Below are 20,832 nucleotides of genomic sequence, written 5' to 3' on the forward strand. Positions count from 1 at the left end.
GTCGCAAGGGGTACGGGGTTGCCCGTCCATGGGCGGACTCCGGGTACGCGGATGGACGCGGAACCTGTGCAACGCGGTCTGCTTCGAGCTTCCCACTCGGGACCGCGGGGGTCTACGGATCGCGGGATTCCGATTGGGGTCACGGCAGTGACTCGAGAGCGGGCCCGGGGGAGTCGTGCGCTACGGGTAGCCGTATCCCGCTCCGGGCTGTAGCCTCCTGAACAGCAAAAATAGCTGTGTAACATCAATTGGCCGAGTTGTGATCTACCTCCAGTGATGCGATGAGTCATGTCTTCGACCCGAGGAGTCACCTTGACCCACCCTCCCGGCGACCAGATCGCGCACCGCGGACCGCGAGAGCATCCGGGCCGGTCCGCCGGGGACGAATCGCCGGGGCGGCCGCCGAAGAGACCGAGATGGCCCTGGGCCGCCGGCGCCGCCGTGCTGCTGTTCGGTGTCCTGGCGGGCGCCGGTCCGGCGGTACAGGGCCTGCGGCACCTGGTCGTCCGGGACGCGGCGCCGGCGCTGACGGTGACCTATCGGGTCGAGGGAACGGGCAGCGGAGTTTCCATCAGCTATCTGGGCCACGACCTCGGCATGGCGCGGGAGATCGCGGCCGCCGTGCCGTGGACCAAGGACGTACCCGTGCTCGACCTCGGCAAGATCGTCTCGCTGACCGCCACGAACAGCGCGCACGGCGGTGACATCACCTGCCGCATCCTGGTCGCGGGGCGGGTGCTCTCCGAACAGACCTCCACCGGCCCCTACGCGTCCGCCGGCTGCTCGGGCGACGCCGACAGCCCGGGATAGTCACGGCCCTGTCGTCGCCTAACGCTCATCGGCGGCACCACGCGCGGGCAGGCCGCGCAACCGTCAGCAGTTGGGCTGGAATGGGAAGCAGGCCCGGGCCGGGGGCGGGGCGGGCGCCGGTGCCCGCGGCGGGACGGCGGGTGGTGGCGCGGCCGGCTGTTCGGCGACGGAGCTGATCTGCGGCGGCGGATTCGTCTCCCCGGGTGCGCTGTCCCCGCCGGCGGACCGGCCGAGCAGCCACAATCCGGCGCCGAGGACGGCGATCACCGCGAAGGCGGCCGCGGTCTGGTAGTGGGCGCGCCGGCGGTCGGCGGAGTGCGGCTCGGGGGATTCCGCGGTGGTGCCCGGCGTGGGACGGTCCGGTGTGTCCGGCCCGGGATCGGTCCCGTGGGGCGCGCCGGTGGAATCGCCGGTCGCTCCCGGTGGCGCAGCCGGGGCGGAATCCCGGGGCGAGGCGGGCACGGGGGACACGGGATCCGAGGGGCCCGCAGCGTCCGGAGCGGGGGCGCGGGAGGTGCCGCGAAGCGGGCGCACGGGTGCGGCGGCGTCCGGACGGTGCGGGGCGCGGTCCGGTGGCGGCGGGCCCGGGGGTTCCGGAGTGTGCGCGGGGGCGGGCGGAGTGGGCGCGGTGTTCGGAATCGGCACGAGCGTCTGGGGTACCGAGATCGGGTTCGGTGTGGGAGCGCGGGACGCGGGGGCGGCGGATCGTGCCGGTGCCGCGCCGGCCGCGGGTGCGCGGACCGCGGGCGCCCCGGTTTCGGGCTCCGGCACCGAGGGCGCGGGCGCCGGCGCGCCGGGCGCCGCCGAGGGCGCGGGGAGGGCCGATTCCAACGGGAAGCCTTCGTCGGCGAGCGCGGCGACCGTGGTCCGGCCGCCGTACTCCAAGGCGTCCACCAGCGCGTACGCCTGCTCCGCGGTCCACACCACGGCACTGCGGTGATGGGCGCGATGGAACCAGGCGCGCAGTGGATTCTGGGTGCCGCACAACAGCACATCGCAGCCCTGCGGCGGGGTGGATTTCTTCTCCAGCCGCAGCGTCGTCCCGCGCGGCGGCACCACCACCACGAGCCCCTTGACGAACCCGCCGCCGTCGAGCTGCCCGGCCGCCGCCTTGAGTTTGAACACACCGTCGCGGACCTGGTCGTAGGGCGTCGTATCGTCGTCGCGTGTTCCCACCGGATCGCCTTCGAATTCCGGTACCCGCCACGGGCTGTTGGTGGTGCACTGCAGCACACCGCCGGTGACGCGCGGATCGACGCCCTTGATCTCACCCACCACCGTGGAATACGGCGTGACCACCACCAGATCGACTTCCTGCCCGGCCAGGTAGCAGTTCATGATCGCGACGCCGGGAACCCGGTAGTCCCCCTCCCAGCGCCGCAGCCATCCGGCCACCCGTTTTTCCGCGCCCGATCTGAGCTTGTCGGCGATGACGAGCATCGCGACCACCCCTCCCTGTCGCCGGTGTTGGGGACACGATATCCGTCACCACCGGCGCGCGAACGAATCCCCTTGCCCACCTGCGCCGTTGCCGCCCGCTATTGCGGAAACGGCATACCGTGCGGTATTCGAATTAGGGGAGCGCCATCGGAGGCTGCGCCGATTCGTCGGCTTCGTGCCGTCGCGGTGTTCGCCGCCGCACAGCGGCCGAGGACGAGGCCCATCGGAGGACCACATGCTGTTCGATATCACGCCTGAACAGGAGTTCTTCCGTTCCACCACGGCGAAGTTCCTGAGCGCTCGGGCGCCGGCCGCCCAGTTGCGCGAACTCCGCTACGACGAGCACGGGTTCGAGGCGCAGTACTGGAGCCGCGGCGCCGAACTCGGCTGGACCGCGTTGCTGGCGGGCGAGGATTCGATCAGCGGGCGGCCGGTCGTGGACCTCACGCTCGTCGCCTACGAGTTCGGCCGCCATGCCGCGCCCGGGCCGCTGGCCCCGGCGAATATCGTGGCGGCCGCCCTGTACGCCACCGGTGGGCATCCGGAGGTGCTCGCCGAGCTGGTGTCCGGTGCCGCCGTCGCCACCTGGTGCCATGCCGAACCCGCGCCGCGGCACGCGCTCGGCGCGGTCGGACTGCAGATCCGCACCGACGGCGCGGATCTGCTGCTGGACGGCGTCAAACAACCGGTGGAATCGGCCGGGGCGGCCCGCTACCTCCTGGTCACGGGACGGTGCGAAGGCCGGCTGACCCAGGTCCTGGTTCCCGCGGGCACCGAAGGGGTGTCGCTGACCCCGCTGCGCTCGCCCGATATCACCCGCCGGTTCTCGGCGGTCACCTTCGACGGTGTCCGGGTGCCCCGCACCGCGCTGGTGGGGGAACTCGGCACGGCGCAGCGGCAGATCGAGCGCCAGCAGGAACTCGCGGTGGCCGTGCAGTGCGCGGAAACCACCGGGGCCGTGCAGACGGGATTCGAGATGGCGCTCGACTGGGTCTCCGACCGCTATTCGTTCGGGCGGCCACTCGCGTCGTATCAGGCGCTGAAACACCGGATCGCGGATCTGAAATCGTGGCTGGAAGCGGGGCACGCCATCGCCGACAGCGCCGCCGCCGCGGTCGACGCGGGCAGTCCGGCCGCGGCCGCGCTGACCGGCGCCGCGCAGGCGTTCCTCGGCCACCACGGCCCGGAACTGCTCCAGGACTGCGTGCAACTGCACGGCGGGATCGGCCTGACCTTCGAACACGATCTGCATCTGTTCCTGCGCCGCGCCACCGTCAACCGCATGCTGTACGGGACACCGGCCGAGCACCGTCGCCGCCTCGCCGACCTTCGCATCGAACAGGAGCCGACGGTATGACCACCGAAACCGTAGCGGATTTCCGGCTGCGGGCCCGCGCCTGGATCCGGGCCGAACTCGGTCCCTATCGCGCCGAAGCCGTCTCCGGGCTGCGGAAAACGGCCCGCGCCGACGAACTGGCGGCCGTCGCCTACGACCGGCGACTCCAGCGCAGGTTCCACGACGCCGGATTCGCCGGTATCGCCGTCCCGGCCGAATACGGTGGCCAGGGGCTCACCGTCGCCCACCAGCGCGCGTTCACCGAAGAGCTCGCCGGTTACGAGTATCCGTCCCGCTGCCAGGTGCCCACGATGTCGCCATGCGCGGCGGTGCTGCTCGATTTCGGCACCGAGGAGCAGAAGCGCCGCCATCTCCCGGCGATACTGCGCGGTGAGGAGATCTGGATGCAGTTCCTCTCCGAACCCAGCGGCGGCTCCGATGTGGCGGGCGCGGTGACCACCGCGGTCCGCGACGGCGACGACTGGGTGCTCAACGGCGCCAAGATCTGGACCACCGGTGCCTGGTATTCGGATTGGGCGCTGTGCCTGGCCCGCACCAACTGGGATGTCCCCAAACATCGCGGTCTCACCGTGTTCATGCTGCCGATCCAGCAGCCGGGTATCGCGGTGCACCAGATCGAGATGCTCAACGGCGCCCAGGACTTCTGCCAGGAATTCCTCACCGATGTGCGGGTGCCCGATACCGACCGGATCGGCGCGGTGGACGACGGCTGGACGGTCGGGACCCGCTGGATGTTCCATGAACGCCTGCTTTCGGAGTCGCCGTACACCACCGTGCCCGAGAAACCCGCCATCTCCGATCGCACCCCGGTGGAGATCGCCCGGCACGCGGGCACCCTGGACGATCCGGCGGTCCGCGACCTCATCGGCGAATCGGAGATGCTCGATATCGTCGGCACCGAATTACAGCGGCGGCTCGGTGCCGGGATGGTCTCGGGGACGATATCCGATCATTCGGCCGCCATCGGCCGCCTGTTCCGTGGCCTCGCCGAATCACGCCGGGCCACCATCGAATTCGAGATCGCGAACTCCGGCGGCGCGGTGTGGACCGAGGAACTGGGCGATATCGGCGATACGTTCCTGATGCGGCAGGTGAGCTGTATCGGTGGCGGAACCACGGAGATGGCGCGCAATGTCATCAGTGAACGCGTGCTCGGGATGCCGCGGGAGGCGCGCTCCGATCACAATATTCCGTTCCGGGATGTGCCGCGCGGCGGTCGCCGCGACGCCTGACTTCCCCGATGCGGGTGAGCACACGGCCCACCGATGCACAGGAATGACCATTCGGTGACGTGACCTCGTGTCGGCCATCGGGTTCGGTGGTCCGCGCATAGCGTGACGACCATGACCTCGGATCGGAACGAGACCCACCGGCCGCCCGGCCGCCCGCGGCGGGAGGGTGTGCCACCGCCCGCGCGGGCGGTGCCCGCGGTGAGCGGCCGAGGACCGGAGGTCGCCGCGCGGGTCGGCCGGTGGCTGGGCGCCGCGATCGCCGTCTGTTTTCTCACCGGACTGCTCAGCCATCTGATCCAGCATCCACCCGAATGGTTCCGGTGGCCCGCGAACCCGGTGTGGGTGTACCGGGTCACCCAGGGCGTCCACGTGCTGTCCGGTATCGCCGCGATCCCGCTGGTGCTGGTCAAGTTGTGGGCTGTCTACCCGCGACTGTTCGCGCGCCCGATCCTGGGCGGGCCGCGCCGGGCTCTCGAACGGCTGTCGATCGCCGTACTGGTGGGGTCGATCCTGTTCCAGCTCGCCACCGGTCTGTCCAATATCGCGCAGTTCTACTGGTGGGATTTCTATTTCCCGTCGGCCCATTACGCGATGGCCTACATCGCGCTGGGGGCGCTGGCCGTTCATCTCGCCGTGAAACTTCCCGTGATCCGCGCCGCCCTGCGCGCACGCCCGGCCCCGCCGCCGGATTCCGCGACGGCCCTGTCACGCCGCGCGGCTCTGGCCGGCGCCGGGGTCGCGGCCGTCGCGGCGGTCCTCTCCGTCGCCGGCCAGTCGGCCGGGTTCCTCCGGCCGCTCGCGGTGCTGGCACCGCGCAGCGGGCAGGGTCCGCAGGGACTTCCGGTCAATCGGACCGCGGCCCGCGCCGGTATCGAACAACCGGCCCGCGACCCCGCCTACCGCTTGACGGTGGTCGTCGGCGGCCGGCGCCGGGAGTTCACCCGCGCCGAACTCGGCGCGCTCCCGCAGACCGCCGTCCGGCTTCCCGTCGCCTGTGTCGAGGGCTGGAGCGCCACCGCCGACTGGACCGGGATCCGCCTCCGCGACCTTCTCGCGGTGGTAGGCGAGGCGCCGCCCGGTGACGTCCGTTTCGAATCGCTGGAACCGGCCGGACCGTACCGGGTCTCGCGGCTGCCACACCCGCACGTTGTGGACGACCGCACCCTGGTGGCGCTCACCGTCAACGGGGAGACACTCGATCTCGACCACGGTTACCCCTGCCGTCTGATCGCCCCCAACCGCCCCGGTGTACTACAGACGAAATGGCTGTCCCGGATCGAGGTTCTGTGATGACAACACTGCGGATCCTGTTGCTGCTCGCCGGCCTGGCCCTCGGCGGATACGGCGTCACACTGCTGGCGGATCTGGGCCCGGAGGTCGTCCGGGAGATCGCCCTGTGGTCCGTGGTCGCGATCCTCGCGCACGACGCGGTGTTCGCACCGCTGTGCGCGGCCGCGGGCTACGGGGTCGGACGGCTGGTCCCCGCCACCCGGTGGGGCGTCCTCACCTGCGGCGCGGTCTGCACCGTCGCGCTGCTGCTGGTCGCGTTGCCGATGCTGGCGTCACCGGCCACCGGGAACCCGAGCCTGCTGGACCGGAACTACCCCGCCGGGCTGGCCGTGGCGGTGGGGGTCTGCTGGATCGCGGCGGTCTGTGGACACCTGCTGTACCGGCGCCGGGCCCGCCCGGCGACACCGGCGGGCCCGCCCTAACCGGCCGTGCCGCCCTTCGCCAGGATCTCGCGGGCAGCCTCGGCGAGGCGTGCCGGGCGCCGGGAGAGTTCCTCGACGTCGACATCCTGTTCGCCCATCACCCCGGCGCGGAAACGCGCCGCCACACCTTCCGCGATGGCGGCCAGCCGCCACAGCGCGAAGGCCTGGTAGTAGGGCAGATCGTCGAGAGCGCGACCGGTGGCGTCGGCATAGCGGGAGAGCACGGCATCGAGGTCCAGATATCCCTCGGCGGGTTCGGGGGCCCACCCGAACACCTCCGCCGAGGACCAGGACGCGGCGAGCCAGCCGATATCGGCCATCACATCGCCGACGGTCCACAGCTCCCAGTCCAGTACGGCGCGGACCGTACCGTCGGTCCCGATCAGGAGATTGCCCGGCCGGAAGTCGCCGTGGGCGATCCCGCTCCACCGTTCGGCGGGCATGCTCCGGGTGAGCAGTTCGTGGACCTCCCACAGCGGGCCCGGCCCGACGCCGCCGGAGGTGAGCTGGCGCTGCCAGCGGCGCAGCTGACGTTCCAGATAGCTGCCGGGTTTACGGAGTTCGGCCAGCGGGCCGGTGGTCGTATCCACGGCATGGATGGCCGCGAGGGTGTCGACGATATTGCGGGACGCGGCGGCGCGGCTCGCGCGCGGGATCCCGGCGGCGGATTCGGCGTCGTCGGGGACGACACCGTCCACATGCTCCATGACATAGAAATCCGCTCCGGTCACGGCGTGGTCGGTGCAGCAGCCGAGGACCGGCGGTACCGGGACCGGGCTGCCGGCGAGCAGATCCAGGATCCGGAATTCCCGGACGACATCGTGCGCGGAGGCCAGCACGTGCCCGGTGGGCGGGCGGCGCAGTACCCAGCGGCCGCCGGAGCCGTCGTGGACGCGATAGGTGAGATTGGACCGGCCGCCGGTGATCAGGCCGAAATCCAGCGGCGGCGTCACCGCGGGAACATGCTGGGTGAACCAGGTGGTGACGCCCTCGATATCGATACCGGCGGGAGTGGGCCGGGAGGTCGTGTCGTCGTTCTCGTCGGGGGGCATCGATACGTCATCTCCTCGGGTCCTGCCACCGCGTGCCGCGGTCCGTCCAACGAGGCCAGTCTTCTATAAATGAGACGTTTTCCGCCAGTGTTGCATAGTTGACGGATGGGCGACCTCGGGTACCGGGCCGCGAGCGGATCGGGGCGAAGCGCTGCTGCGAGGTGACCGATCGAGATCCGGCTGCCGCCGGCGGCGGCTCAGGGCCGGATGCCGTGACGGGCGAAGAGGTGGCGGTCGGTGCGGGGGCCGCCGGGGGTGTGGGCGCCGTAGCGGGCGATTTCGGCGTCCAGGTCCAGCGGCCGGGTCGGTGGGACGTCCGGGCCGAGTTCGGCGGCGACCAGGTGGTCGGGGACCAGCCAGGTGACCTCGAATTCGATACCGTCGGGATCGCGCCCGTAGAGGGCCTTGGTGGCGGCGTGGTTCGCCGCGCCGGTCAGCGCGTCCGCTTCGGCGAGCCGGGTCCGGGCCTCGGCGAGGGCGGTGAGGGTTTCCACCTCCCAGGCCAGGTGGTAGAGGCCGACCGAGCCGTCGGGGGCGCGTTCGCCGCGCGCCTGGAACAGCCCGAGGTCGTGGTCGTTCGCGGAGGCGGTGCCGCGCAGGAAGGCGGCGCCCGGGAAATCGGCGGCAAGGCGCTCGAAGCCCAGTACCCGGATGTAGAAGCCGACGCTGCGCTCGACATCGGAGACGAACAGCACCGCGTGATTGAGGCTACGGATCGACATTCGGTTCTCCTGGGGGCCGGCTCGGTGGCGGATGGTTCCGACACTACGTGCCGGCGCGCCGGATGGGCGGACGGTTCCCGGCGGGTGGGCGCTGTTGTTGGACGCTTGTCCGTATCCCCCGCTTCACCGAACCACCCCCGGCAGCTCACCTGACGGCGTCAAGCTCACTCGACCAACCGGTGGAGCGGAATACGAGGACCTATGACGACGGCGAAGACGAGTCGAGTGCTGGCGGTGGCCGCAGCCGTGGCCCTGCTCGCGGCGGGTTGCTCCGATGACGGCGACGATATGGCCGGCTCCGCCATCGAGTGGAAACTGCCGGACGCCCAGAGCTACCACCGGGCCGCGACCTATCCGGTGTACCTGAACCGGCCGGCCGGGGAGTCGCCCGAAACCGAGACGGTGGCGGAGATCTCGACCGTCACCCCGGACGGCAACACCGTCATCTACACCGACGCCGCCGCCAAACGCATCGGCTTCCTGGACATCCGGGACCCGGCGAAACCCGCCGGTCTGGGCACGCTGTCACTGAAGGAACTCGGGCACGCCGACGATCAGCCGACCTCGGTGGTGGCGTACGGGGGGTATGTGCTGGTGGTGGTCGACACCACCGGTGGTGATTTCGCGAAACCCTCGGGCCGCCTCGATATCGTGCGCGTCGCCGACCGCGCCCGCGTGCGCAGTATCGATCTCGGCGGACAGCCGGATTCGATCGCCGTGAGCCCGGACGGCTCCTTCGCCGCGATCGCGATGGAGAATCAGCGCGACGAGGAATTCGCGCCGGAGGGCGGCGAAGCGGGCGATCTGCCGCAGCCGCCCGCCGGGTTCGTCCAGCTCATCGGCCTGGCGGGGGTGCCGGACGGCTGGACGGCCCGCAAGGTCGAATTCGATGTGGCGGCGGCCCGGGCCGCGGGCCTGGACACTCCCGAGGACCTCGAGCCCGAGTATGTGAGCATCAACTCGCGCGGTCAGGTCGCGGTGACCCTGCAGGAGAACAACGGGATCGCCGTGATCGACGGTGCCACCGCCACAGTCACCTCTGTCTTCGACGCCGGATCGGTCGCGGTCACCGGTATCGATACCGCCGAGGACGGCGCGCTCGAACAGACCGGCTCGATACCGGAGACACCCCGCGAACCCGATGCCATCGGCTGGATCGGCGACGATCACCTGGCCACCGCCAACGAAGGCGATTGGCGGGGCGGTACCCGCGGCTGGTCGATCTTCGATGCCGCGACCGGTGCGGTCGTCTGGGACGCCGGTAACTCGTTCGAGCGGCTCGCGGTGCGGACCGGGCTGCACAACGAAGGACGCGCCGAGGCGAAGGGCCCGGAGCCGGAGGGGCTCGCGATCACCGAGATCGGGGGCCGGCCGGTGGCGCTGGTCGCATCGGAACGCAGTAATTTCGTCGCGGTCTACGATCTCGCCGATGTGACCGCGCCGGAGTTCGTCCAGATCCTGCCGACCACTCCGGGGCCGGAGGGGATCGTGCCCGTGCCGCAACGCGATCTGCTGGTGATCGCGTCGGAAACCGATGACGCCGAGTCCCGGGTGCGCGCCGCGGTGAATATCTACGGATTCGGCGACGCGTTCGCCGCGGGCGGTGGCGCACCGGGCTTCCCGTCCATCGTCGCCGCCGAGGTCGGCGGCACGCCGATCGGGTGGGGTGCGCTCGGTGCGCTGTCCGCCGATCCGGCCGCCGCGGACCGGCTCTACACCGCCACCGATATCGCCTACGGTCCGGCGCGGATCCTCGGAGTGGACGTGCGGAACTCGCCCGCGGTCATCGACCGGGAACTCGCGATCACCGAGAACGGCGCTCCGGTCACCTTGGATATCGAAGGGTTGTCGGCCCGGCCCGACGGTGGGTTCGTGCTGGCGGTCGAAGGGAAAGAGGGGCCCGGCAACGAACTGGTCACCGTCGCGGCCGACGGCGCGATCGAACGGCGGGTGGCACTACCGGCCGATATCGCGGCCGGGCTGGGTGGGCAGGGACTCGAAGGCGTCGCGGTCGACGGGGACGCGATCTGGGTGGTACTGCAGCGGGAACTCGAGGGCGACCCGAAGGGCGTGGCCCGGATCGGCCGCTACACCCCGGCCGACGGCCGCTGGGAATGGTTCGGCTACCGGCTGGAGAAGACCGCCGCGAAGGGCGACTGGATCGGGCTGTCCGAGATCACCGTGTACGAGGGCGGATTGCTGCTCGTCGAACGGGACAAACTCAACGGTCCGGATGCGGCTCTTAAAGCGATCTACCGGGTGGATATCCCAACGACGGCCGGTGTGACCGGGGCCGGTACACCGCCGCGGGTACTGCCGAAGCAGCAGGTGCGCGATCTGCTGCCGGATCTGCGGGCCACCGGCGGTTTCGTGCAGGAGAAGGTCGAGGGGCTCACCGTGGGCGGTGACGGGAAACTGTTCGTGGTCACCGATAACGACGGCCTCGACGACGCGAACGGCGAAACGGTGTTCCTCGATCTCGGCCCGGCCGGCGCCGCGCTCGGACAATGACGGAGTACATGGCGGCCGGCCGGGCGGGAGTCCGCCGTTTGCGGACGCGCCCGCGCCACGCAGGCTCTAGGCTCTGACGCATGGGACTCGACGTGTATGCGGTCCGGCCCAGTCAGGGGCGGGTGACCGATATGGCGGCCTTTCAGCAGTTGCAGGCCACACCGGAAGAGGAGCGGGGGGAGTTCGGATGGTTGCATCCGGCCGATCTCACCCCCTTCCACGATCTGCCGCGGGATTTCTCCGCGGGCGGCCTCTTCTGGCCGTCGGACGGCGACCCCACCGGTTTCCGGGGGCAGGTGTACGAGAAATGGGTGTCCGACGAGTTCCGGCTGAGCCTCTACGAGCTGTTGGACCCGGACGACGTGCGAGTGCTGCTGGAACGTATGGAGGAATGGTTCGAGCGCGCGGAGTCCGGAGACGCGCAGATCCCGTTGTTCGGCCACGACAGCGATGACGGGCACGCGCTGGAGCGGGTGCGGGCGTTCGCGGCGTTCGTGCGGGTCACCGCCGAACAGGATCTCTGGTTCTTCCCGGACTACTGATCCGCCGCGGCGGCGGAGACGCCCCGGAGCAGCGCCAGCCGGCTGGCGGTGCGGTGGATATCCGGGGGCAGGCCGTCGCCGGTGAGACATTCGCTGAGCGGCGCCGACGCGATGAGGTCGGTGGTGATATCGCGATCGCAGAGGACGTCGACCAGGTTGGCGAAACGCTGGGCGGCATCGCGGCCACCGGCGGACAGCACCGGGATCGCCGCGACCGTCCAGTGGCGGAAACGATCGGCCAGGGCCAGGTAGTCGATGGTGGAGTGCGGCCGGTCGCAGAGTTCGGCGAAATCGAACCAGACCGACTCGCCGCGAACGGCACGTGCGAGGACGGTGTGGGTGCCGACCGTCAGGGGTCGCCGTTCGGACGGCAGCGGGGGACGCAGACCGGCGGCGGCCATCCGTTCGCCGGTACCGGGCCACAGGTAGCGGCCGGCCCGGAAACCGGCCGTCGCATCGTGGTGGGTGCGGCGGTAGTCGTGCGGGCCGGCGACGGGCACGATATCGAGACCTCGTTCCAGCGCGGCCGCGACGGGTTCGATCAGATGGTGGAAAAGCGGATTGGGCAGCAGGCCCGACGGCGGATAGTTCGAAGTGGCGACCAGCGTGATCCGCTGCGCGAACAGTGAACTCAGCACCCGGCCGATGATGGTGGCATCGCCCGGGTCGTGCACATGGAATTCGTCGAAACACACCAGCCGGTAGTCGCCGAGCAGATCCCGCACCGCCCGGTCGCACGCGTCTCCGGTACCGCGATGAATCGCGTAGCGGGCGTGGAACTCCCGGAAGAACTCGTGGAAGTGCACCCGGTGTTTGCGGCCGGGAGCGGCATCGTAGAAGGTATCGGCGAGCCAGCTCTTACCGCGGCCCACCGGTCCCCAGAGGTAGACACCGCGCGGCGCCGCCCGGGAAAAGACCCGGCGCCGCGATATTTCGGTACCGAGACGGGAGAGCCGGGTCGCGGCGGCGCGTTGTGGATCATCGAGGGTGAAACCGCGCCGCCGCGCCGCCGTGTCGAAGACATCCGGCGCCCATACAGTCGATTCCCGCACTGCCGGTACCTCCTCCGGGTTCGGCACCAGCCTGGCAGGCAGGTGCCGCCGAGCCCAGAGACGAGCCGCACATGTGAGGATCGTCGCGGCGGATCAGGCGGCGGGGGTGAGGGTGTAGTCGTCCGGGTCGAGGTTGCGGACCCGGCGCCGGTAGCTGGTAACGGTGCCGGGCCAGTTGTTGGTGATCTTGCCGGCCGCGTTGCGGTACCAGCTCGAGCAGAAGTTCCACGGCGTGCGGTCGAGACGTTTCTGCAGTTCGTCGTTGAACGCCCGCTCGGTCGCGGCGCGGACCTCGAGGGTATGGCCGGGCTTGCTCGCGAGCAGCTGTACCGCCTGGCGGATATAGCGTGATTGCGATTCGATCATGTAGATGATCGAGCCGACCCCGAGATTGGTGTTGGGCCCGTACACCATGAACAGATTCGGGAACTCGGGCACCGTGATCCCGTAGTAGGCGTGCGCGCCGTCGGTCCAGGTCTCGGACAGTTCCCGGCCTCCGCGCCCGCGAATGCGCATGGGCCACAGGAATTCCGTGCCCTTGAATCCGGTGCCGTAGATGATCACATCGGCTTCGTGCAGAATTCCGTCGCCGGTGCGGACGCCCTGCGCGGTGATCTCGGTGACGGCCGCGGTGGTGACCTCCACGTTCGGCTGGGTGAGCGCGGGGTAGTAGTCGCTGGAGAAAAGGGTGCGTTTACAGGCGATCGGGTAGTCGGGGGTCAGTTTCGCGCGCAGTCCGGGGTCCTCGACGTTCTTGGTGAGGTTGCGGGCGGCGAGCCGCGAGACCAGCCGGCTGATGATCGGCAGTTCCACCAGCCCCAGCGACGAGACCTCGGCGGTGAGCCACCAGCCCAGCCGCTCCAGCAGCAGCATGCCCGGGATCTTCGCGAAGAGTTTGTGCTGGACGGGGGAGTAGTCGGTATCGAATTTGGGCAACACCCAGGCGGCGGTGCGCTGGAACAGGGTCAGCTGCGCCACCTGCGGCTGGATCGCCGGAACGTACTGGATGGCGCTGGCGCCGGTGCCGATGCACGCGACCCGTTTACCGGTGAGATCCACGTCGTGGTCCCACAGCGCCGAGTGGAACGCGGGTCCGGTGAAGCTCCCGATCCCCGGGATATCCGGGAGCTGCGGCCGCGACAGCTGGCCGACCGCGGAGATCAGGACATCGGCGACCCGGGCGGCGCCGTCGGCGCTGTGCACGGTCCAGCGGCCCGACTGCTCGTCGAAGACGGCGTCGGTGACCTCCACCCCGAACTCGATCCGGTCGAGCAGCCCGTGCCGTTCGGTGACACCGCGCAGGTATTCGTGGATGGCGGCCTGGCCCGAGTACCGCTGCGGCCAGTCCGGCTTCTGTTCGAAGGAGTACGAGTACAGCGGTGAGGGCACATCACAGGCCGCACCGGGATAGGTGTTCTCCCGCCACACGCCGCCCAGGTCGGCGGCCTTCTCCAGAATGGTGATGTCGTCGAACCCGTGGCGGCGTAGTTCGATCGCTACGCCGATCCCGCCGAATCCGGCGCCGATGACGAGTACCGACACCGGGCGTCCCGCGCTCATATGCACTCCTGTTCTTCATGTGGTCTACCTCACTCTAGGACGCCGACGGCGAGCTGGATCGATACTTTCGGCCAAAGATCGGCAGGCCCGCCCGCAGGGGTTCGGCACGGCGGGCGTGGGAGATTCGCCGGCCGGCCCGGGCGGTGCGTCCGGTGCGAGTGCCACTTCCCGGAGTCCGGGGTCGTGGAAATGCGATTGCTCCGGAGGGCGATCACCCGATAGGTTGTCGCGGTTTGTCCATTACACGGAAGGAGACACCCCGTGCAACCCCTGACCGAGCCCGAGATCAGAGCCTCGTTCGTGAACTGTTCGAAGGGTGACGCCAAACGCCTGAGCCTGCCCGCCGACCTGGCCGACCGCCCCTGGGCGGATCTGGATTTCCTGGGCTGGTCCGATCCCGGACTCCCCGGGCGCGCCTATCTGGTGCTGCCCGAGGGTGACGGGCTCGCCGGTATCGCGCTGCGCTACGAGACCGGCGGGCCGCGACGTTCGCAGATGTGCACGATCTGTTCCACCACTCATGCCAACGGCGGAGTCGTCCTGATGACGGCGCGCAAGGCCGGCGAGGCCGGGCGGCGGGGCAACTCGACGGGCACCTATATCTGCGATGACCTGGCCTGTTCGCTGTACGCCCGGCGGAAGAAGACCCCGGCGATGGGTCGCGCCTACCGCGACGATTTCGATTCCGAGGACCGGATCCGGCAGGTGCGGGAGAACGTGACCGCGTTCCTGGCCCGCGTCCGCGGCTGATCGTCACCTGAAAGTCCGACAGTGAGGAAAGGGGTCGAGGCATATGTGCCGACACTCGAGACCTGTACCGGGTGTTCCGGACTCCCCGCATCGTGGGAATCCGGAACCCCACGCTCCCTCCCCGGCCGGGGTGGCCCGCGATGCGGGTCGTGCCGGTCGGGGAGGGCGCGCGGAGCCGTTCCGGCGCCGGCCATCGGATTAGCCTGGGCGCCGTGAACCGATACGACGGCCATCGGGCGGCGTCCGGACGGCACGCGGCACCGACGGGAACGAATGTCGCGGGAGACCGCTCGGTACCGCCGGTGGTGCGGGACCACCTCGGTGCGCTCGTGGCCCGGACCACCGAGGTGTACGGCCGGTACACGGTCGGGGTGTACGCGGTGGGGTCGCTGGCGCTGGGCGATTACCGGCACGGTCGCAGCGATATCGATATCGCGGTGATCGTGTCGCCGGAGGCGTCCGGGGAATCGGCCCGCGAGCTGGCCCGGGTACTCACCCATCCGGTACTTCCCTGCCCCGCGGCCGGTCTCGAACTGGTCGTTTACGACGCGGATTTCGCTGCCACGCCCTCGCCCCGGGCCGGATACCTGCTGAATCTGAACACCGGCGCGGATCTGCCGTCCGTCGCGGATTTCGATGCCGGGCGGGCCGCGGATTTCTGGTTCGTCCTCGATCGCGCGGTCGCGCACCGGTGCGGTCTGGCGCTCACCGGGCCGCCCGTCCGGAATGTGCTCGCGGCGCCCCGGCCGGAGCACGTGCTCGCGGCGATCGCGGATTCGGTGCGCGAACATGCCACCGGGCCCGGTCATCTGGCGGACAACCGGGTTCTCAACGGTTGCCGGGCGGTGGTGTTCTGCCGTACCGGGCGGTGGACGGCCAAACGAGCGGCCGGACGCGCGATCGCGGCCGCGGAACCACGGTTCCGGCCGCTGGTCCGGGCGGCGCTGCGCAGCTTCGACCGGCCGCGGTGCGCGGCGGAGGCCCTTCCGGGCGACGCGGTCCGCGACTTTTCCGCGTGGGTGGCCGGGGTCGTGGAAACCGCGCGGTCCGCGAACGGCTGAGCGGCGGATCGCGGGCGGGGGCATGCCCCGACGCGCGTCTCCGGCCGCGGGGATCGGGAGCGGTTTTGAGTATGCCTTGACAGGCATATTCCTCAAGAGGAATGATAGGTCCGTGGCACGCGATGTATTCGAAGTTCTGGCCGACCCCACCCGGCGGCGGATCCTCGACCTGCTCCGGGACGGCGAGCGCACCGTCGGCGATCTGGTGGCCGCGCTCGGCACCGCGCAGCCCAATGTGTCGAAGCATCTGCGGATGCTCGACGCGGCGGCCCTGGTGCGGGTGCGAGTGGACGGCCCGCGCCGGCATTACGGTCTCGACCCGGACCGGCTCCGGGAGCTCGACGCGTGGCTGGCCCCGTTCCGGGAGATCTGGGCCGACCGCCTCGACGAATTCGAGCGGTATCTGGACGCGATGCCCGGCCGAGGAACTGCCCCGAACACCCCCAACAGCGATAACGAGGAGTGACATGACCGAAGCGACCGAACGGCTCGGCGAGGTACTGCGCGACGGCGACCGGCTGGGCGTCCGCTACGAACGCCGGCTGGCACATCCGCCGGCCGTGGTCTGGCGGGCACTGACCGAATCCGAGCATCTGCGGGCCTGGTTCCCGGCCGATATCGTCGGCGAACGCCGTACCGGTGCGGAGGTCCGGGTGCGGTTCTGGCCGGAGTCGGTGGAACGGTCCGGCACCGAGATCGGCGAGGCCGGGCTGGATCTCGACGATCCGGAACTGCCCGGCCGCATCCTGACCTGGGATCCGCCCCGGGTCTTCGAATTCCTGTGGGACGACGAACATCTGCGATTCGACGTGTTCGAGGACGGCACGGGCACCCGGCTGCTCTGCACGGTCCGGTTCGGCCGGCCGGGGCCGCGCGGCCATTCCGGCACCGCCGCCGGATACCACGTCTGCCTGGACGCGCTGGAGGCCGCGCTCGGCGCGGGGCCGGGTGGGAGTCCCGACCCCGCGCAGGTGATGGCGCTCGAGGGCCGCTACGGCGAGCTCGTCGAGCGGGCCTCGTCCTGAATCCGCCGCGCGGCGGCCGTCATCGCGTGACGAGCACGGTGCGGCCCAGCGCGGAGCGGTTCTCGATCGCGGTATGCGCCCGGGTGGCCTCCGCGAGCGGATAGGTACCGCCGATCACGACCTCCACCCGCCCGGCCGCGACCTCGGCGAGCATCCGGGTGGCATAGACGGACCGGTGATCACCGCCGATCTGGAGGTCGTGCAGGCTCAGCACCTCGACACCGCGTTCCCGGGCGGTTTCCGCACCGGCGGTGGCGAATTCACCGGCCGCCGCGCCGTAGCCGATGAACCTGCCCTTGTCGGCGGTGATCGCCAGCGCGGCCTCGCCGGGCTGCCCGCCGGCGCCGTCGAACACCACATCCGGTCCGCGCCCGCCGGTCGCGGTCCGGACCCGTTCCGTCCAGCCGGTCTCGGCGTAATCGATCGCGGTCGCGGCCCCGAGCCTGCGGGTGAGCGCGAGTTTGGCCTCACCCCGGGCCGCGGTGATGACCTCGGCACCGGCCTGCCGGGCCAGCTGGGTCAGCAGCGTGCCGAGCCCGCCCGCGGCGGCGGTGATCAGCACGGTTTCGCCGGGGCGGATCGCGGCGCGGTCGAAGGCCGCGGACGCGGTGTGGCCGTCGTGCACCAGGGCGGTGGCCTGCGCGACGGTCACCTCGGCGGGAATCTCGGTGAGTGCCGCGAGTTCGGTCAGCGCGGATTCGGCGTAGCCGCCGATGGGCAGGCCGCGGCCGATACCGCTGGCGGCCGTGCGGGCGGCGACCCGGGTGCCCAGGACGGCCGGATCCACACCCGCTCCCACAGCGGTGACGACGCCGCCGATCGCGCCGCCGGGCACATAGGGCGGCCGCACGGGAAAGAAATCGGTTCCCCACCCCGAACGCAACCGGGCGTCGAGGAACATGACATCGGCCGCCTCGACCGCCACCAGGACCTGGCCGGCCGCGGGCTCCGGGTCCGGTAGTTCGTGTAGTTCCAGGACCTCCGGCCCGCCGAATTCCCTGACCTGCACCGCTCGCACGATGAACCTCCTCCGGTTCGTTTCCGTCGAATCCACACCAGTTTCGGACCTGAAGTTCGGTTCAGGTCAAGGGCGGGCCCGGCGCCGGGCGTGCGCCGGTTCGCGGCCCGCGGCGACGAGGTATGACGAATCCGTGACATCGGCGTCCGCGTCCCACCACCGGCACGTGGTGGCGGGCAGGATCGGCGGGATGCGAGTACTGCTGACCGGCGCGGCCGGGTTCATCGGATCCCATCTCCACACCGCACTGCTCGCGGCCGGGCACGAGGTGGTGGCCGCGGACCTGATGCTGCCCGCCGCCCACGGCCCGGACGCCGACCCGCCCCGCGGCGTCGCCCGTATCGATATCCGCGACCCGGCCGCCCTGGACGCGGCGCTGCGCGGGGTGGAGGTGGTCTGCCATCAGGCCGCGGTGGTGGGCGCCGGGGTGGACACCCAGGACGCGCCCGCCTACGCCGGGCACAACGACTACGGGACGGCGGTCCTGGTGGCCGCGATGGACCGGGCGGGCTGCGCCCGGCTGGTACTCGCCTCGTCGATGGTGGTCTACGGGGAGGGGCTGTACCGCGGACGCGACGGTGTGGTTGCGGTGGGGCCGCGCAGCGGCGCCGATCTCGCGGCGGGCCGGTACGAGCACCGGTACGAAGGTGAGGAACTGGACTGGGCCCCCGTACCCGAGGACACGCCGTCACGGCCCCGCAGCCTGTACGCCGCCAGCAAGGTGGCGCAGGAGAACTACGCGGCGGCCTGGGTCGCGGCCACGGGTTCGGCCGTCACCGCGCTGCGCTACCACAATGTGTATGGGCCCGGAATGCCCAGGGACACACCGTATTCCGGGGTGGCGGCGATATTCCGTTCGGCGCTGGCGGCGGGACGGGCGCCGGAGGTGTTCGAGGACGGCGGCCAGACCCGGGATTTCGTGCACGTCTCCGATATCGCCGCCGCGAATCTGGCCGCCGTCGAAGCCGGACTGCCCGGGTTCGTGCCGTTGAACATCTGCTCCGGGCAGCCGATCACCATCGGCGCCGTCGCCCGCATCCTGGCCGCCGCGCACGGCGGGCCCGATCCGGTGATCACCGGCGGGGCGCGGCCCGGCGATGTCCGGCATATCGTCGCCGATCCGGCCCGCGCCCGCCGGACGCTCGGTTTCACCGCCCGGGTGCGGCCGGACGAGGGGCTGGTCGAATTCGCCTCGGCGCCGCTACGCGATCGCGCGGCGAGCGCGCCGATCGGATGACCGGTTCCCGCCGCCGCCGGCGCTAACCCGGCCCGGCGGGCAGGCGGATCTCGAAGCGGCAGCCAACATCCCGGTTGGCGGCCGTGATCGCGCCCCGATGCGCCTCGACCAGGCCCGCCGCGATGGCCAGGCCCATACCGCTGCCGGTCGGCACACCGTTGTCGGCGACCGGCGAGCGGGCGGCGGTACCGCGATAGGCCACTTCGAAGATCCGGGGCAGATCGCTGGCGGCGATACCGGGGCCGGAATCGTCGACCCTGGTCCACACCTGGCCGTCGGTATGCCCGGCGGTGATCACCACCTCGCCACCGGGTGGCGTATGCGCGATGGCGTTGGACACCAGATTCGCCAGCACCCGCCCCAGCGCGTGATCGTCGGCGGCGACCGGGAGCGGGGCCGCGGGCTGGCGGGCGGTGAACCCCACGCCCGCCCGATCGGCGGTGGCCCGGTGGGCGGAATAGATCTCGTCGATCAGTTCGCGCAGATCCAGGGGTTCCAGTTCCAGGCGCAGCGCGCCCGCGGAGATCTTGGACATCTCGAACAGATCGTCGACCATCCGGGAGAGGCGATGGGTCTCCCGGCCGATCTGATCGGCGTACCGGGCGATATCGGCCGGATCGTTCACCACGCCGTCCGACAGCGCCTCGGTCATCGCGCGGATACCGGCCAGCGGGGTGCGCAGATCATGGCTCACCCAGGCCACCAGTTCCCGGCGGGACTGTTCGGCCGCTCGCTCCTGCTCTCGGATCTGCTTCTCCCACACCGTTTTACGTGCCTGCTCGCGGCCCAGCAGGATGGCCGCCGGAACGGTCACCGCGGCCACCAGCAGCAGCACCAGCGAGGTGCGCCGGAACTCGGCGGTGAACATCAAACCGCTGACACCGGTGATCCCGGCCAGGGTCGCCAGCGTCGGGATGAGCACGAGCACCGCCATACTCGCGGTGAGCGAGCGGTCCCGCAGGGCGCGCAGGGCCAGTGCGCCCGCCAGGACCACCGGCAGTGAACACGCCAGGGTGTAGCCGATGATCTCCAGCAGATCCTCAGGCATCGGCGGGCTCCGCGGTGAGATCGTCACGCCCCCAGGCGTAGCCGCGACCCCACACGGTGTCGATGCGGTGCGCCGCACCCAGTTTGGCCCGCAGCCGTTTGATATGCACGGTCACCGTGGACAGATCGCCGAAATCCCAGCCCCACACCCGGTCCAGCAGTTCCTCCCGGCTGTAGACCCGGCCCGGATTGCGCAGCAGGAAGGCCAGCAGGTCGAATTCGCGCGGCGTGAGCCGCAGCGGCCGCTCGCCGGCGAAGGCCAGCTGCGCGGCCGGATCCACCGTCACCGGACCGTCGCGCAGGACCCGCCGGTCGATGGCGGGGCCGCGGTGCGAGCGGCGCAGCACCGAGGCGACCCGCAAAGCCAGTTCGCGGGGGCTGAACGGTTTGGTGACGTAGTCGTCGGCGCCGGCCTCCAGGCCCAGCACGCGGTCGTCCTCGTCGCCGAGCGCGGTCAGCAGGATGACCGGGGTATCCGGGTGATCGCCCGAACGGATGGTGCGGCACAGGTCGATCCCGGTGGGCGCCGGCATCATCACGTCGAGGACGGCCAGTTCCACCTCGCCGGCGGTCCGGGTCAGCGCCTCGTGGGCGGTGCGGCCGTCGCCGGTCTCCACGACGATGCGGCCGTCGCGTTCGAGATAGCGGCGCACCACTTCCCGGACCACCGGGTCGTCGTCGGCTACGAGTATGCACATGGGCGC

General features: G+C 70.7%; 20 protein-coding genes. 12 read left to right on the forward strand and 8 right to left on the reverse strand.

Annotation, left to right across the window (positions count from 1 at the left end; genetic code table 11):
- The first annotated feature begins 312 nt into the window (after nt 1-312).
- The gene (locus ACWDU1_RS00860) at nt 313-810 is read left to right on the forward strand and encodes an MmpS family transport accessory protein (RefSeq protein ID WP_449994644.1); all 498 of its coding nucleotides are present in this window, start codon (nt 313-315) and stop codon (nt 808-810) included.
- A 63-nt stretch (nt 811-873) separates the two neighbouring features.
- On the opposite strand, the gene ACWDU1_RS00865 is transcribed toward ACWDU1_RS00860, so the two are convergent.
- Complete coding sequence (locus ACWDU1_RS00865; protein WP_449994645.1) at nt 874-2,250, reverse strand: NERD domain-containing protein; 1,377 nt, start codon at nt 2,248-2,250, stop codon at nt 874-876.
- A gap of 235 nt (nt 2,251-2,485) precedes the next feature.
- On the opposite strand from ACWDU1_RS00865, the gene ACWDU1_RS00870 reads away from it, so the two are divergent.
- From ACWDU1_RS00870 to ACWDU1_RS00885, 4 genes are all read left to right on the forward strand, one after another.
- Nucleotides 2,486-3,607 carry an acyl-CoA dehydrogenase family protein gene (locus ACWDU1_RS00870; protein WP_449994647.1) on the forward strand — a complete coding sequence of 374 codons (1,122 nt, stop codon included), beginning with the start codon at nt 2,486-2,488 and terminating at the stop codon, nt 3,605-3,607.
- On the forward strand, nt 3,604-4,839 hold the full coding sequence (locus ACWDU1_RS00875) for an acyl-CoA dehydrogenase family protein (protein ID WP_449994648.1): 1,236 nt from the start codon (nt 3,604-3,606) through the stop codon (nt 4,837-4,839). The genes ACWDU1_RS00870 and ACWDU1_RS00875 overlap by 4 nt, the downstream gene beginning before the upstream one ends.
- Nucleotides 4,840-4,950: 111 nt before the next feature.
- A complete protein-coding gene (locus ACWDU1_RS00880; RefSeq protein ID WP_449994650.1) occupies nt 4,951-6,129 on the forward strand; it encodes a molybdopterin-dependent oxidoreductase in 1,179 nt (392 codons plus the stop codon).
- A complete protein-coding gene (locus ACWDU1_RS00885; protein ID WP_449994652.1) occupies nt 6,129-6,551 on the forward strand; it encodes a hypothetical protein in 423 nt (140 codons plus the stop codon). The genes ACWDU1_RS00880 and ACWDU1_RS00885 overlap by 1 nt, the downstream gene beginning before the upstream one ends.
- On the opposite strand, the gene ACWDU1_RS00890 is transcribed toward ACWDU1_RS00885, so the two are convergent.
- Entirely contained in the window at nt 6,548-7,603 is a 1,056-nt protein-coding gene (locus ACWDU1_RS00890; protein ID WP_449994653.1) for a phosphotransferase family protein, read from the reverse strand. The genes ACWDU1_RS00885 and ACWDU1_RS00890 overlap by 4 nt on opposite strands.
- Nucleotides 7,604-7,800: 197 nt before the next feature.
- Nucleotides 7,801-8,325: a VOC family protein gene (locus ACWDU1_RS00895; RefSeq protein ID WP_449994655.1), complete on the reverse strand. Its 525-nt coding sequence runs from the start codon at nt 8,323-8,325 to the stop codon at nt 7,801-7,803.
- Nucleotides 8,326-8,526: 201 nt separating this feature from the next.
- Between ACWDU1_RS00895 and ACWDU1_RS00900 the strand changes: the two genes are divergently transcribed.
- Both ACWDU1_RS00900 and ACWDU1_RS00905 read left to right on the forward strand, forming a co-directional pair.
- Entirely contained in the window at nt 8,527-10,836 is a 2,310-nt protein-coding gene (locus ACWDU1_RS00900) for an esterase-like activity of phytase family protein (RefSeq protein WP_449994657.1), read from the forward strand.
- A gap of 80 nt (nt 10,837-10,916) precedes the next feature.
- The gene (locus ACWDU1_RS00905; RefSeq protein ID WP_449994659.1) at nt 10,917-11,378 is read left to right on the forward strand and encodes a hypothetical protein; all 462 of its coding nucleotides are present in this window, start codon (nt 10,917-10,919) and stop codon (nt 11,376-11,378) included.
- On the opposite strand, the gene zapE is transcribed toward ACWDU1_RS00905, so the two are convergent.
- On the reverse strand, nt 11,372-12,430 hold the full coding sequence (gene zapE / locus ACWDU1_RS00910; RefSeq protein ID WP_449994661.1) for a cell division protein ZapE: 1,059 nt from the start codon (nt 12,428-12,430) through the stop codon (nt 11,372-11,374). The genes ACWDU1_RS00905 and zapE overlap by 7 nt on opposite strands.
- Nucleotides 12,431-12,523: 93 nt before the next feature.
- Entirely contained in the window at nt 12,524-13,990 is a 1,467-nt protein-coding gene (locus tag ACWDU1_RS00915; RefSeq protein ID WP_449994663.1) for a flavin-containing monooxygenase, read from the reverse strand.
- 261 nt (nt 13,991-14,251) lie between these two features.
- Here ACWDU1_RS00915 and ACWDU1_RS00920 point away from each other — a divergent pair, with 261 nt between their 5' ends.
- From ACWDU1_RS00920 to ACWDU1_RS00935, 4 genes are all read left to right on the forward strand, one after another.
- Nucleotides 14,252-14,740 (forward strand): FBP domain-containing protein, encoded by a 489-nt coding sequence (locus tag ACWDU1_RS00920; RefSeq protein ID WP_449994665.1) that lies wholly within the window; start codon nt 14,252-14,254, stop codon nt 14,738-14,740.
- A 212-nt stretch (nt 14,741-14,952) separates the two neighbouring features.
- Nucleotides 14,953-15,801: an aminoglycoside adenylyltransferase domain-containing protein gene (locus ACWDU1_RS00925; RefSeq protein WP_449994667.1), complete on the forward strand. Its 849-nt coding sequence runs from the start codon at nt 14,953-14,955 to the stop codon at nt 15,799-15,801.
- A 112-nt stretch (nt 15,802-15,913) separates the two neighbouring features.
- Nucleotides 15,914-16,267 carry an ArsR/SmtB family transcription factor gene (locus ACWDU1_RS00930; protein ID WP_449994669.1) on the forward strand — a complete coding sequence of 118 codons (354 nt, stop codon included), beginning with the start codon at nt 15,914-15,916 and terminating at the stop codon, nt 16,265-16,267.
- 1 nt (nt 16,268) lies between these two features.
- Nucleotides 16,269-16,826, forward strand: coding sequence for an SRPBCC domain-containing protein (locus ACWDU1_RS00935; RefSeq protein ID WP_449994671.1), 558 nt, complete (start codon nt 16,269-16,271; stop codon nt 16,824-16,826).
- 19 nt (nt 16,827-16,845) lie between these two features.
- Here the strand turns inward: ACWDU1_RS00935 and ACWDU1_RS00940 are convergent, their stop codons facing one another.
- Nucleotides 16,846-17,835 (reverse strand): zinc-binding dehydrogenase, encoded by a 990-nt coding sequence (locus tag ACWDU1_RS00940; RefSeq protein ID WP_449994673.1) that lies wholly within the window; start codon nt 17,833-17,835, stop codon nt 16,846-16,848.
- A 199-nt stretch (nt 17,836-18,034) separates the two neighbouring features.
- On the opposite strand from ACWDU1_RS00940, the gene ACWDU1_RS00945 reads away from it, so the two are divergent.
- A complete protein-coding gene (locus ACWDU1_RS00945; RefSeq protein WP_449994715.1) occupies nt 18,035-19,081 on the forward strand; it encodes an NAD-dependent epimerase/dehydratase family protein in 1,047 nt (348 codons plus the stop codon).
- A 22-nt stretch (nt 19,082-19,103) separates the two neighbouring features.
- Here the strand turns inward: ACWDU1_RS00945 and ACWDU1_RS00950 are convergent, their stop codons facing one another.
- Together ACWDU1_RS00950 and ACWDU1_RS00955 are read right to left on the reverse strand one after the other, a co-directional pair.
- Nucleotides 19,104-20,129, reverse strand: a complete 1,026-nt coding sequence (locus tag ACWDU1_RS00950; RefSeq protein WP_449994675.1) for a sensor histidine kinase — start codon at nt 20,127-20,129, stop codon at nt 19,104-19,106.
- Nucleotides 20,122-20,826 (reverse strand): response regulator transcription factor, encoded by a 705-nt coding sequence (locus tag ACWDU1_RS00955; RefSeq protein ID WP_449994677.1) that lies wholly within the window; start codon nt 20,824-20,826, stop codon nt 20,122-20,124. Before ACWDU1_RS00955 ends, ACWDU1_RS00950 begins: the two co-directional genes overlap by 8 nt.
- Nucleotides 20,827-20,832 lie beyond the last annotated feature (6 nt).

Source organism: Nocardia sp. NPDC003345, from assembly GCF_053589395.1.

Bases quoted from the DNA above. Each gene is read 5' to 3' on its own strand.
- ACWDU1_RS00865 (WP_449994645.1), bottom strand. From the start codon at position 2,250: ATGCTCGTCATCGCCGACAAGCTCAGATCGGGCGCGGAAAAACGGGTG.
- ACWDU1_RS00870 (WP_449994647.1), top strand. From the start codon at position 2,486: ATGCTGTTCGATATCACGCCTGAACAGGAGTTCTTCCGTTCCACCACG.
- ACWDU1_RS00875 (WP_449994648.1), top strand. From the start codon at position 3,604: ATGACCACCGAAACCGTAGCGGATTTCCGGCTGCGGGCCCGCGCCTGG.
- ACWDU1_RS00880 (WP_449994650.1), top strand. From the start codon at position 4,951: ATGACCTCGGATCGGAACGAGACCCACCGGCCGCCCGGCCGCCCGCGG.
- ACWDU1_RS00885 (WP_449994652.1), top strand. From the start codon at position 6,129: ATGACAACACTGCGGATCCTGTTGCTGCTCGCCGGCCTGGCCCTCGGC.
- ACWDU1_RS00890 (WP_449994653.1), bottom strand. From the start codon at position 7,603: ATGCCCCCCGACGAGAACGACGACACGACCTCCCGGCCCACTCCCGCC.
- ACWDU1_RS00895 (WP_449994655.1), bottom strand. From the start codon at position 8,325: ATGTCGATCCGTAGCCTCAATCACGCGGTGCTGTTCGTCTCCGATGTC.
- ACWDU1_RS00900 (WP_449994657.1), top strand. From the start codon at position 8,527: ATGACGACGGCGAAGACGAGTCGAGTGCTGGCGGTGGCCGCAGCCGTG.
- ACWDU1_RS00905 (WP_449994659.1), top strand. From the start codon at position 10,917: ATGGGACTCGACGTGTATGCGGTCCGGCCCAGTCAGGGGCGGGTGACC.
- ACWDU1_RS00915 (WP_449994663.1), bottom strand. From the start codon at position 13,990: ATGAGCGCGGGACGCCCGGTGTCGGTACTCGTCATCGGCGCCGGATTC.
- ACWDU1_RS00935 (WP_449994671.1), top strand. From the start codon at position 16,269: ATGACCGAAGCGACCGAACGGCTCGGCGAGGTACTGCGCGACGGCGAC.
- ACWDU1_RS00945 (WP_449994715.1), top strand. From the start codon at position 18,035: ATGCGAGTACTGCTGACCGGCGCGGCCGGGTTCATCGGATCCCATCTC.
- ACWDU1_RS00950 (WP_449994675.1), bottom strand. From the start codon at position 20,129: ATGCCTGAGGATCTGCTGGAGATCATCGGCTACACCCTGGCGTGTTCA.
- ACWDU1_RS00955 (WP_449994677.1), bottom strand. From the start codon at position 20,826: ATGTGCATACTCGTAGCCGACGACGACCCGGTGGTCCGGGAAGTGGTG.